The organism is Nocardia sp. NPDC058244 (assembly GCF_042882065.1).
Classification (GTDB): domain Bacteria; phylum Actinomycetota; class Actinomycetes; order Mycobacteriales; family Mycobacteriaceae; genus Nocardia.
Genome location: NZ_JBHVWX010000007.1, coordinates 10,461 through 23,946 on the forward strand (window position 1 = coordinate 10,461; position 13,486 = coordinate 23,946).

At 72.7% G+C, this 13,486-nt stretch carries 2 protein-coding genes; both read left to right on the forward strand.

Features of this window, described 5'->3' with window-relative positions; all coding sequences use genetic code 11:
• Positions 1 to 39: 39 nt before the first annotated feature.
• On the forward strand, positions 40 to 5,973 hold the full coding sequence (locus ACFVW6_RS22415; RefSeq protein ID WP_378830075.1) for an amino acid adenylation domain-containing protein: 5,934 nt from the start codon (positions 40 to 42) through the stop codon (positions 5,971 to 5,973).
• Positions 5,974 to 6,113: 140 nt separating this feature from the next.
• The gene (locus ACFVW6_RS22420; protein WP_378829469.1) at positions 6,114 to 13,436 is read left to right on the forward strand and encodes an amino acid adenylation domain-containing protein; all 7,323 of its coding nucleotides are present in this window, start codon (positions 6,114 to 6,116) and stop codon (positions 13,434 to 13,436) included.
• Positions 13,437 to 13,486: the final 50 nt, after the last annotated feature.

Sequence of the window (13,486 nt, forward strand, 5' to 3'; positions counted from 1 at the left end):
GGTGGAATCGCGATGACACGACCAGCACGAACACGCCCGGTGCGGACTCGCCGCGCCAGGGTGACCGCGTTGCCGCAGCTGCTGGCCACCGCCGTGGAGACCAATCCCGACGGTGTCGCGGTGGTGCTCGCCGACGCCGCGAGCACGCTGGGCAGCCTGAGCTACGCCGAGATCGACGAGCGTTCCAGCCGGATCGCGCGGCTGCTGATCGCGCGGGGAATCGGGGCCGGTGACCTGGTGGCCATCGGCATCCCGCGCTCGATCGAGTCGGTGCTGGCGGTCTGGGCGGTCGCCAAGACGGGTGCCGGGTTCGTGCCGGTGGACCCGAACTATCCGCCGGATCGGGTGTCGCACATGGTGTCCGACTCCGGCGCGGTCTTCGGGCTGACCGTGACGGCGGTCGCCGACCGGTTGCCCACCCAGGTGGACTGGCTGGCCATCGACGACGCGGCCCTCGCCCCGCTGCTCGACGAGGTCTCCGGTGACCCGGTCACCAACGCCGACCGGCTGCGCCAGATCCGCGCCGAGGACCTCGCCTACCTCATCTACACCTCCGGTTCCACCGGTCTGCCCAAGGGCGTCGCGGTGAGCCAGGCCGGGCTGGCCGGGTTCTGCGAGGAACAGCGGCTGCACTACGGCATCGAGATCGGCTCGCGCACCCTGCATTTCGCCTCGCCGTCGTTCGACGCCTCGCTGCTGGAGCTGCTGCTCGCGGTGGGCGCGGGCGCGACGATGGTGATCGTCGACCCGAGTGTCTACGGTGGCGACGACCTGGCCGCGCTGCTGCGCCGGGAACGGGTGAGCCACGCGTTCATCACCCCCGCCGCGCTGGCCTCGATCGACCCGGACGGCCTCGACGACTTCCGGGTGGTCGCGGTCGGTGGCGAGGCGGTACCGCCGGATCTGCTGCGGCGCTGGGCGATCCCGCTCGCCGACGGCACCCTGCGGCAGTTCCACAATGTGTACGGGCCCACCGAGACCACGATCGTGGTCAATATCAGTGTGCCGCTCAAGCCCGGTGACCCGCTGACCATCGGCGGCCCGCTGCGCGGCGTCGCGGAGTACGTGCTCGACGACCGGCTCGGCCCTGTCCCGCCCGGTGTCACCGGCGAGCTCTACATCACCGGCGCCCAGCTGACTCGCGGCTACCACGCGCGGCCCGGTCTCACCGCCTCGCGCTTCGTCCCGAATCCCTTCGATCCGGCGGGTTCCCGGCTCTACCGCACCGGCGACCTGGTCCGCTGGACCGCCGACGGCGCGCTGGAATACGTGGGCCGCAACGACTTCCAGGTCAAGATCCGGGGCTTCCGGATCGAGCTCGGCGAGATCGACGCGGTGCTCTCCGCGCACGAGAGCCTCGACTTCGCCGCCACCGTCGGGCACGAACTCGACAGCGGCGCCACGATTCTGGTGTCCTACGTGCACGCGGCGCCCGGCGCGACGATCGACACCGCCGCGCTCACGGCGTTCGCCGAGCGCAGCCTGCCCGCGCACATGGTGCCCACCGTGCTGATGGAGCTCGACAGCATCCCGCTGACCCCGGTCGGCAAGCTGGACCGCCGGGCGCTGCCAGCGCCGGTGCTCGAGCACGCGGCGTTCCGGGCGCCCGCGACGCCGGTGGAACAGATCGTCGCCGGGACCTTCGCCCAGGTGCTCGACCTCGGCGAAGACACCCAGCTCGGCCTCGACGACGACTTCTTCGCCCTCGGCGGCAACTCGCTGCTGGCCACCCAGGTCGCCGCCCGGCTCGGCGCCGCGCTCGACACCGACTTCCCGGTCCGGCTGCTGTTCGAGGCCCCGACGGTGGAGGCGCTGGCCCAGCGGCTCGCCGAGTCCGCGGGTGCGGGCGCGCGTCCCGCGCTGGTGGCGACCGAACGGCCGGAACGGATTCCGCTGTCGCTGGCGCAGCAGCGGATGTGGTTCCTCAACCAGTTCGACCCGGAGTCGGTCGCCTACAACATCCCGATGGCGGTGCGGCTCGGCGGCGCGATCGACGTGGACGCGCTGCGGGCCGCGGTCGGCGATCTGGTCGCCCGGCACGAGACGCTGCGCACCGTCTACCCCGAGACCGAGGACGGCCCGATCCAGCGGGTGCTGCCCGAGTCGGCCGCGACGCCGCAGCTCGAGGTGCGCCGGGTCCAGCCCGCCGACCTGGGCGCGGCCATGCACGCGCTCGGCTCGTCCGGCTTCGACGTGCGTGACCAGGTGCCGTTGCGGGTCGCGCTGTTCGAGCTCGGCCCGGACGAGTCGGTGCTGGCCGTGGTGGTGCACCACATCGCCGGTGACGGCTCCTCGCTGACCCCGCTGACCAGGGATCTCATGCTCGCCTACGCGGCGCGCTCGACGGGCGCGGCACCGGAGTGGGCGCCGCTGGCCGTGCAGTACGCGGACTACGCGCTCTGGCAGCGCGCCCTGCTCGGCAGCGAGGACGATCCGCGATCGCTGGCCTCGGCCCAGCTGGCCTACTGGCGCCAGGCGCTGGCCGGGCTGCCCGATCAGCTCGACCTGCCCGCCGACCGCCCGCGTCCGGCCGTGCAGACCTTCGCCGGTGGCCGGGTGCCGATCGAGATCGACGCCGCGACCCACCGCGCGCTGCTCGCGCTGGCGCACGAGCGGGGCGCGACCCTGTTCATGGTGGTGCACACCGCCCTCGCGGTGACGCTGGCCCGGCTGGCGGGCACCGACGACCTCGCCATCGGCACGCCCATCGCGGGCCGGGGTGAGGCCGCGCTCGACGACCTGATCGGCATGTTCGTCAACACTCTGGTCTTCCGCACCACGCTGCGGCCGGGGGAGCCGTTCACCGAGCTGCTCGCTCGGCAGCGCGACACCGACCTGCAGGTGTTCGCCAATGCCGACCTGCCGTTCGAGCGGCTCGTCGAGGCGATCAACCCGGCCCGCTCGACCGCGCGGCACCCGCTGTTCCAGGTGGGTCTGTCCTTCCAGAACCTGACCCGCACCGGGCTCGAGCTCGGTGAACTGGCGGTCGAGGGCGTCGATGTGGATCTGGCGGTGTCGCAGTTCGATCTGCACGCCGTCGTCGCCGACACCTACGACGCCGACGGTGTCGCCCAGGGCATCAGCGGTGTCTTCACCTACGCCACCGACCTTTTCGACGAGGCGACGGCGGCCGGCTACGCGGACCGCTTCGCGCGCGTGCTCGCGGCCGTGGCCGCCGCACCGCAGCGCCCCGCCGACGAGCTGGAGCTGCTCTCCGACAGCGAGCGGGAGCGAATCCTGCACGGCTGGAACGCGACCGGGCATCCCTGTCCGCCCGCCACCCTGGCCTCGCTGTTCGCCGAGACGGCCGCCGGGCACCCCGACGGTGTCGCGCTGATCGATCCCGACGGCGCGCCCCTGACCTATCGTGACTTCGCCGCGCGGGTCCATCGGCTGGCACGGCATCTGATCGCGCAGGGCGTCGGCGTGGAAGACCGTGTCGCGCTGGCGATTCCACGATCCGTGGAGCTCGTCGTCGCGATGTACGCGGTGACGGCGACCGGTGCCGCTTACGTGCCCGTCGACCCGTCCCAACCGGCCGACCGGATCGGGCACGTGCTCGACACGGCCGCCCCCGTCTGCGTATTGACCACGGCAGCAGCGGGATTCACCGCGGTTCCCGGCGCGGTGCCGGTGGTCGTCGTCGACGCGCTGGACCTGTCCGCGCTCTCGGATCAGCCGATCGCGGCGACCGAGCGTCGTGGTGTGCTGCGCCCGGAGAACACGGCGTACGTGATCTTCACGTCCGGGTCGACGGGCAAGCCGAAGGGTGTCGCCGTCTCGCACGGCGCGATCGTGAACCAGCTGCGGTGGAAGGCCGCCGCGTTCGGGCTCGGCCGCGAGGATTCGGTGCTGCTGAAGACGGCCGCCACCTTCGACCTGTCGGTGTGGGAGTTCTGGTCGGCCGCGGTGTGCGGCGGCACGCTGGTGATCGCCGCGCCCGACGGGCACCGCGACCCCGCGTACCTGCTGGGCGTGCTCGCCGGACGGTCGGTGACCACGCTGCATGTGGTCCCGTCGATGCTCGACGCGCTGCTCACCGAGTCCGGTGGGGCACTGCCACCCGCGCTGCGCCGGGTGCTCGCCATCGGCGAGGCCCTGCCCGCCGCGACCGCGCAACGCTTCGTCGCCACGAATTCCGCCGCGCTGCACAACCTGTACGGCCCGACCGAGGCCGCCGTCTCGATCACCGATCACCGGGTGACCACGGCCGACCGGGCGACGGTGCCGATCGGCGCACCCGAATGGAACAGCCGGGTCTACGTCCTGGACGCGCGTCTGCGTCCGGTGCCGGTGGGCGTCTCGGGCGAGCTCTACCTCGCGGGCGCGCAGCTGGCGCGCGGCTACTTCGGCCGCCCCGACCTGACCGCCGACCGCTTCGTCGCCGACCCGTTCGCCGGGTCCGGTCGGGCGGCTGAGAACCTCGGTGCCGATTCGCTCGCCGGAACCGACAGCGCCGCCGATGGTTTCGACGCGGGCTCCGGCCACCGAGTGGTCGACGCCGAGACCCGGTCCCACGGCGCCCGGATGTACCGCACCGGCGACCTGGTGGCCTGGACGGCCGACGGCGAGCTGGAATACCGGGGCCGCACCGACTTCCAGGTGAAGATCCGGGGCTTCCGCATCGAACTCGGTGAGATCGAGGCGGCATTGCTGGCCGCGCCGCAGGTCGCGCAGGCGGCCGTGCTCGCGCAGTCCGACGCGCAGCTCGGCGACCGGCTCGTCGCCTACGTGGTGCCCGCGCCGGACATCGAGCTCACCGCGAGCGCGGCCAAAGCCGCGGTGGCGCAGGTGCTTCCGTCGTACATGGTGCCCGCCGCCTTCGTCGTCCTCGAGAGGCTGCCGCTCAACGCGAACGGCAAGCTCGACCGCGCCGCGCTGCCTGCGCCGGTACTCGAACCGCGCCGCTACCGGGAACCGGTGGGGGACAGCGCGATCGCCGTGGCGGAGGTGTTCACCGAGGTGCTCGGTGTCGCTCGGCCCGGTCTCGACGACGACTTCTTCTCCCTCGGCGGCAACTCGCTGCTGGCCACCCGGGTGGTGCACCGGCTGCGCGAGCGCACCGGCACCGAGCTGACCGTGGCCGCCTTCTTCGCCGACCCGACCGTCGCCGGACTCGCGGACCGGCTCACCGCCGGTCCGGCCGGGCTCGGCGGTGACCTCGACGCGGCGCTGGCCACCACGCTGCCGCTGCGCCGGGGCGGCGACCGGGAGCCGCTGTTCTGCCTGCACCCGGTCTCCGGCTTGGCCTGGGCCTACGCGGGTCTGGCCCCGCACCTGCCCGAGGACCGCCCGATCATCGGCATCCAGTCGCCCGCCCTGCGCGACCCGGACTTCCGGCCCGCCACGGTGGACGCGCTGATCGACCACTACCTCGCCGAGATCCGCGCGACCCAGCCGCACGGGCCGTACCACCTGCTCGGCTGGTCGCTGGGCGGCGTGCTCGCGCAGGCGGTCGCCACCCGGTTGCAGGCGGCGGGGGAGACGGTGGCCTCGCTGACCCTGCTGGACAGCGTGCCCGGCGCCGACCTGGCCGATTTCGGCGCCGAATTGCGGGCGGCGTTCCATGAACTCGGCATCCCCGACCAGCAGTTGCCCGCCGCGGACCGACTGGTCGGTCTCGGCGACGACGCCCTGGCCGCGCTGCACGGCGCGCTGGCCGGGTCGACGCCGATCTCGCTGCCGCGCTTCGTCGGTATGTACCGGGGTGCGCTGCGGACTGTCGAACTGGTTACCCAACTGATGCCGGATCGATTCGTGGGTGATCTCACCTTCTTCACCGCCCTGCGGACGGCCGGAAAAGCGCCGGGTGGCGCGTCGCGCTGGCGCCCCTATTTCAGTGGGGTCATCACCGATCATCCGGTCGACACGAGTCATCAGCAGATGCTCGGCCCGGTGGCAGTCACCACAGTCGGCCCGGTAACGGCGCAGGTCATCGCCATTTCTGGGCGGTCCATCGATAGCTCCACGTAACAGGCTCCGCGCAGATTACGATTCTGTTGCAGAGAGTTGGTGTGTCGTGGCGCACACCTCGGCGACGGTCGGCGACAGCGATATAGGTGTGACTATGCTGTGTCCGACTCGGCTGCCGGACGCGAGAGGTGTATTGGTCTGTGGAAACCCCCCGCCGCACTGGCCGTGCCGGTCGCCGACGAACGACCGGCGCACCGCTGTTCGGTCAACTGCTCACGGCCGCGGTCGAATCCGCGGCCGGGTCGATAGCTGTTCGCTACAACCCGACCGGAATGCCGGGTGGTGAGCGGCAGCTCACCTACTCCGAGCTGGACGCGGAATCCTCGCGACTGGCACGTGAACTCATCGACCGGGGCATCGGCGCGGGCGACGTGGTCGCGATCGCGATCGCGCGCTCCATCGAGTCGGTCCTCGCGGTCTGGGCCATCGCCAAGACGGGCGCCGCCTACGTGCCGGTCGATCCGGCCTATCCGAGCGACCGGATCGCGCACATCGTCGCCGATTCCGGCGCGACGCTCGGCCTCACCACCGCCACCCACCGGGCCGCGCTCGGGACCGGCCTGTACTGGATCGAACTCGACGATCCGGTGGTCGCCGAGCGGATCGACGCGCGCCCGGCGCACGCGGTGAGCTACGCCGACCGGGTCCGGCAGATCGACGATCGCCACCCGGCCTATGTCATCTACACCTCCGGTTCCACCGGCAAGCCCAAGGGCGTCGTCGTGACGCACGCCGGGCTCGGCGCGCTGGTCGCCGCCGAGCGCGAACACTTCGGCGTCGAACCGGAATCGCGGGTGCTGCACGTTTGCTCGCCGAACTTCGACGTGTCGGTGCTCGAGCTGCTGCTGACCTTCGCGACCGGCGCGACCCTGGTGATCTCGCCGCCGCGGATCTTCGGCGGCTTCGAGCTGTCGGATCTGCTTCGGCGCGAACGCATCACACATGTGCTGATCACGCCGGGCGCGCTGGAGTCGGTCGATCCGGCCGGGCTGCCCGACCTGCGGACGGTGGTCGTGGCCGGTGACCGGTTCGGCCCGGAACTGGTCGGCCGCTGGGCGAGCGGCGGGCGCGCCTTCTACAACGGTTACGGCCCGACCGAGGCGACCATCCTCGCCACCAGCACCGCGCCGCTGCATCCGCGCGCGCCGATCACCATCGGCAACGCGGTGCCCGGCATGGGCCTCTATGTCCTCGACGCCCGGCTGCGGCCGGTGCCGGCGGGTGTCGTCGGCGAGCTGTATCTGTCGGGTCCCGCGCTGGCCCAGGGGTATCTGGGCAGGCCGGGGCTGACCGCCGAGCGGTTCGTCGCCTCGCCGTTCGGGCCGGGCAGGCTCTACCGCACCGGTGACCTGGTGCGCAGGCTCGAACACGACGGCACGCTGGAATACCTGGGCCGCACCGACTTCCAGGTCAAGGTGCGCGGCTTCCGGATCGAGCTGGGCGAGATCGACAACGCGCTCACCGCGCATCCCGATCTCGACTACGCGGTGACCCTCGGCAAGACCATGCCCTCGGGCGCGACCGCGCTGGTGTCGTACGTGCTGCCGCGCGTCGGACGCACGGTCGACACCGGGGCGCTGGCGGAATTCCTGGCCACCTCGTTGCCCGCGTACATGATTCCGGCCGTCATCATGGTGCTCGACGCGCTGCCGCTGACCTCGGTCGGCAAGCTCGACCGGGCCGCGCTGCCGACGCCGGTGTTCACCGCGCGCGGGTTCCGCGCCCCGGCGACGCCCGCCGAACAGGTCGTCGCCGATGTGTTCGCCGCGCTGTTGCTGCGCGACGGCTCCGGCCGCGTGGGCGCCGACGACGACTTCTTCGAGCTCGGCGGTGACTCGTTGCTCGCCGCGCAGGCCGTCGCCCGGATCGGCGCCGCCCTCGACGTGCGGGTGCCGGTGCAGGCCGTCTTCGAGGCGCCGACCGTGGCCGCGCTGGCGAACAAGGCCGAACAGCAGCGGGTCTCGGCGCACGCGCTGCCGCTGACCAGGCAGCAGCGGCCCGCGCAGATCCCGCTGTCGTACGCCCAGCAGCGGATGTGGTTCCTCAACCGCTTCGATCCCGCCTCGGCGGTCGACAACATCCCGGTCGCGGTGCGGCTGTCGGGCCGGCTCGATCTGCCCGCCCTGCGCGCGGCCGTCGCCGACCTGATCGCCCGGCACGAAGTGCTGCGCACCGTGTACCCGGTGTCGGACGGCCTGGCCGCCGATGGCCTGGTGCTCGACGGCGAGGGCCATCAGGTGGTGCTCGCCCCGGGCGATCCGGCGGCGGCGCCGGAGTTCGAGGTCGTCGAGATCGCGGAGGACGAGCTGGGCGACGCCATCGCCGCGGCCGCGCTGACCGGTTTCGACGTCACCGCCGCCCCGCCGGTGCGGGTGCGGGTGCTGGCCTTGTCGGAATCCGAGCACGTCGTGGTCTGCGTGGTGCACCACATCGCCGCCGACGGCTTCTCCTTCGCGCCGCTGACCAGGGACCTGCTGACCGCCTACGCCGAGCGCCGCGGTGGCGGCGCGCCGCACTGGCCGCCGCTGCCGGTGCAGTACGTGGACTACACGCTGTGGCAGCGCGCGCTGCTCGGCATCGAGACCGACCCGTCGTCGCTGCTGGCCGCGCAGGTCGCGTTCTGGCGGCGGACCCTGGCCGGGCTGCCCGAACAGCTGGAACTGCCGACCGACCGGCCGCGTCCCGCCGTCGCCAGCCGCTCGGGCGGCACGCTGACCGTGCAGATACCCGCCTCCGTGCACGCCGGCCTGTCCGGGCTGGCCCGCGACCACAACGCCACCCTGTTCATGGTGGTGCACACCGCGCTGGCGCTGCTGCTGGCCCGGCTCTCCGGCACCCGCGACATCGCCATCGGCACCCCGGTCGCCGGGCGCGGCGAGCAGGCGCTCGACGAGCTGATCGGCATGTTCGTCAACACCCTGGTGCTGCGCACCCAGGTCGACCCGGCGACGAGCTTCGGCGCGCTGCTCAGCGAGGTCAGGGCCGACGACCTGGCGGCCTTCGGCCACGCCGACGTGCCGTTCGAGCGTCTGGTGGAACTGCTGGAGCCGGTGCGCTCGACCGCGCGGCACCCGCTGTTCCAGGTGATGCTGACCTTCCAGAACCTGGCCCGCTCCGATCTGGCGCTGCCCGGCCTCGCCGTCTCGGCGGCCGACTTCGCGGTGCCGCTGGCGAAGTTCGATCTCCAGGTGGAACTGGCCGAGCGGATCGGCGCCGACGGCGCGCCGCAGGGCCTGACCGCCGCGTTCGTCTACGCCACCGATCTGTTCGACCACGCCACCGTCGCCGATTTCGCCGACCGCTGGTCGCGGGTGCTCGCCGCGGTGGTCGCCGATCCGTCGGTGCCGGTGGGCGATATCGACGTGCTCGCCCCCGGCGAGCGCGAACTCGTCCTGCGCGAAGGGGATTCGCCCGGCATCGCGGTGCCCGAGGTGACCCTGGCCGACCTGATCTGCATGCAGGCCCAGCAGCGCCCGGACGCGATCGCGGTCAGGGCGGGCGGGTATTCGCTGACCTTCGCCGACCTGCTCGGCCGCGCCTCGGCGCTGGCCCGCGCGCTGATCGCCAACGGCGCAGGCCCGGAAACCCTGGTGGCCGTGGCGGTTCCGCGCACCGAGGAGCTGCCGGTCGCCCTGCTGGCGGTGCTGCTCGCCGGCGCGGGGTACCTGCCGATCGATTCCGGCTATCCCGCGCAGCGACTCGAGTACGTGCTCGCCGACGCGAAACCCACTGTGCTGCTGACGACCTCGGCCGAGCGCGGGCTGGTGCCCGCCGACCTGCCGGTCGTGCTGCTCGACGCGCAGCTGGGGTATTCGACCGCGCCGCTGCGTCCGGCCGAACGGCGCGCGCCGCTGCGGCCAGACCACCTCGCCTACGTCATCTACACCTCCGGCTCCACCGGCCTGCCCAAGGGCGTCGGCGTCAGCCACCGCAATGTGCTGGAGCTGTTCGCCAACACCCATCGGCTCTTCGAGTTCGACGTCGACGACGTGTGGACGGTGTTCCACTCCTTCGCCTTCGACTTCTCGATCTGGGAACTGTGGTGCGCGCTGGCCGGTGGCGCGTCGGTGGTCGTGGTCGACCACCTCACCTCGCGCTCGCCGATCGAGTTCCGCGAACTGCTCGCCCGCGAACAGGTGACGGTGCTGAGCCAGACGCCCACCGCGTTCGCCCAGCTCGACGAGGCCGACCGGGCCGCCCAGGCCGCCGGCGCCGCGCCGCTGCCGCTGCGCTACGTCGTGTTCGGCGGCGAGGCGCTCGACCCGCGCAAGCTCAACCGCTGGTACGCCCGCTACGGAACCGGGCCCGGCGCACCGCGACTGGTGAACATGTACGGCATCACCGAGACCACGGTGCACGTCTCGCATCTGACCATGGACGCGGGCGCCGCCGAGCTGCCGAGCAGCCTGATCGGACGGGCGCTGCCCGGCCTGTCGGTGGCGGTGCTCGACGACCGGCTGCGGCCGGTGCCCTTCGGTGTCGCCGGTGAGCTCTACATCGCCGGTGGCCAGGTCTCGCGCGGATACCTCGGCAAGCCGGGGCTCACCGCGACGCGCTTCGTCGCCGACCCGTTCGGCCCGCCCGGTGCCCGCCGCTACCGCTCCGGTGACCTCGGCCGCTGGATCGGCTTCCGCGGCACGCCCGCACTGGAATACGGCGGCCGCGGCGATCAACAGGTGCAGCTGCGCGGGTTCCGGATCGAGCCGGGCGAGATCGAGGCCGCGCTGCTCGGCGTGCCCGGGGTCGGCCAGGCCACGGTCGTCGTGCGGGCCGACGAGCACGCGGGCGACCGGCTGATCGGCTATGTCGTCCCGATCGACGGCGCCGCCCTCGACCCGGTGGCCGTGCGCGCCGCCGTGGCCGAATTCCTCACCGGCTACATGGTTCCCGACGCCGTCGTGGTGCTGGTCGCGCTGCCGCTGACCGCCAACGGCAAGCTCGACCGGGCCGCGCTGCCCGCGCCCGAGTTCACCGCGGCCGCGGCGTTCCGGGCACCGACGACGCCGATCGAACTGAGCGTCGCCGAGGTGTTCGCCACGTTGCTCGGCGTCCCCGAGGTCGGCCTGGACGACGACTTCTTCGACCGTGGCGGCAACTCGCTGCTGGCCACCAGGGCCATCGCCCGCATCGATCAGGCGCTCGGCGCCGATCTGGTGGTCCGCGACCTGTTCGAGGCGCCGACCGTGGCCGCGCTGGCCGCGCGGGTGCGCCCCGGCGCGGTGACCGCGCCGCGCCCGCCGCTGATCCCGGCGCAGGATCGGGGCGTCATCCCGCTCTCGCCCGCCCAGCAGCGGATGTGGCTGCTCAACCGCATCGACCCGGACTCGCCCGCCTACAACATCCCGCTGGTGCTGCGGCTGCGCGGCGCACTGGACACCTCGGCGCTGCGCTACGCGGTCGCCGACGTGCTGGAACGGCACGAGGCGTTGCGCACCCGGTTCCCCGCCGACGCGAACGGCGCTCCGTACCAGGAGATCCTGCCGGTCAGCGCGGTGCTGCCGACCGGGCTGGTGATCGAGGAGTGCGCCGATCCGCGCGATCGCGTGATGTGGCTGCTCGCGGGCGGATTCGACGTCGCCGAGCGAGTTCCGTTGCGGGCCGGGCTGTTCACCGTCCCGGATACCGATCCGCTGGCCGAGGAAGAGCACGTGCTCGCCGTGGTCGTGCAGCACATCATCGCCGACGGCGCCTCGCTCGCGCCGCTGGCCCGCGACCTGGTGATCGCCTACCGGGCCAGGGTCGAGGGCCGCTCGCCGAGCTGGGCGCCGCTGCCGGTGCAGTACGCCGACTACGCGCTGTGGCAGCGCGCGGTGCTGGGCGAGGAGTCCGACGAGACCTCCACCGCCGCACGGCAACTCGACTTCTGGCGGCACACGCTGGCCGGCCAGGCGGGGACCGTCGACCTGCCGCACGACCATCCGCGGCCGCCGCACGCCTCGCTGCGCGGCGCCGACGTGACCACCATCCTGCCCGCCGACGTGCACGCGCGGCTGACCGAGATCGCCCGCGCGCACAACGCGTCGCTGTTCATGGTCGTGCACGCGGCGCTGGCGGTGCTGCTGGCGCGCATCTCCGGCAGCACCGACATCGCGATCGGCACGCCGATCGCGGGGCGCGGTGAACCCGAACTCGACGACCTGGTCGGCATGTTCGTCAACACCCTGACCCTGCGCACCGAGGTCTCGCCGCTGCGCGGCTTCGACGAGCTGGTCACCCTGGCCCGCGAGGTCGACCTCGCCGCGTTCGCCAACGCCGACCTGCCGTTCGAGCGGATCGTCGACGAGGTGGCGCCCAGCGGCGCCGTCTCGCACAACCCGCTGTTCCAGGTGGTGCTGTCGTTCCACAACACCGAGGCGCCGGTGCTGCGGCTGCCCGGGCTCACCGTCGAGGCGATGGACCTGGCGGCCCGGCCCGCCAAGTTCGACCTCCAGGTCAATGTGGAGCCGCGCCTCACCGCGTCCGGGGAGCCCGACGAGCTCGGCGTGGTGTTCACCTACGCCACCGACCTGTTCGACGAGCACACCGTCGCGGCCTTCGCGCGCGGACTCGTCGAGATCGTCGCCGCGGTGGCGGCCGACCCGAAGGTCCGGATCGGCGACATCGACCTGCGCGACGCCAGGGAACGCGAACGCGAGCTGACCGCGGCGGCGTACGCCCCGGCCCCGTCGGCCAACGGCGCCGCACTGGCCCAGGAACTGGCCGCCGCGGTGGAGGAGGACCCGGAGGCGCCCGCGCTCGACCTGGGCGACGCCGAGCTGACCTACCACGAATTCGACGCCCGCTCCTCGCAGCTGGCGCGGTCGCTGATCGCGCGCGGCGCCGGTCCCGGCACCGGTGTCGCGGTGCGCCTCGACCGGGGCGTGGACGCGGCGATCGCCACCTGGGCGGTGCTCAAGGCGGGTGCCGCGGTGGTGCCGCTGATGACGCTGGACGCGGGCCTGCCCGACCGGCTCGAGGTGAAACTGGGCCTGACCATCGATATCCTCGACGCGCCCGACGGCCTGGACTGGTACGACCTGGCCGATCCGGCGCTGATCGCGGAGCTGGCGGCCGAATCGCCGCGCCCGATCGGCTACGCGCACCGCACCAGGGCGCTGCGCGGTGACGATGTCGCCTTCATCGGCGGCGGCCGCACGCTCAGCTACGACGAGCTGGCCGGTGCCGCCGAGCGTGTCGCCCAGCGCACCGGGCTCAATTTCGAGTCGCGGACCAGGGCGGCGGGCAGGCCGGATTCGGTGGCCGGAGTGCTGGAGATCGTCGCGGCTGGGATTGCCGGCGCGACGCTGGTGCTGGCGCCGGATGACGGTGGTGGGGACGAGGTGAGCCATGTGTTCACCGAGTCGGCGGTCGCGGTGGCCGCGCCGGGCGACGGCACCGGTGCGACGATCGTGGCTTTGAGTGAGATGATCGGCAACGCCGGAGTGCCGCAGCAGCGGCGAGCGGCGGTCGGGATGGATGGATAGGTGCAGGTGCGCATGACCGGGGAACGGCTAGTCGACTCCGTCGAGCGGAG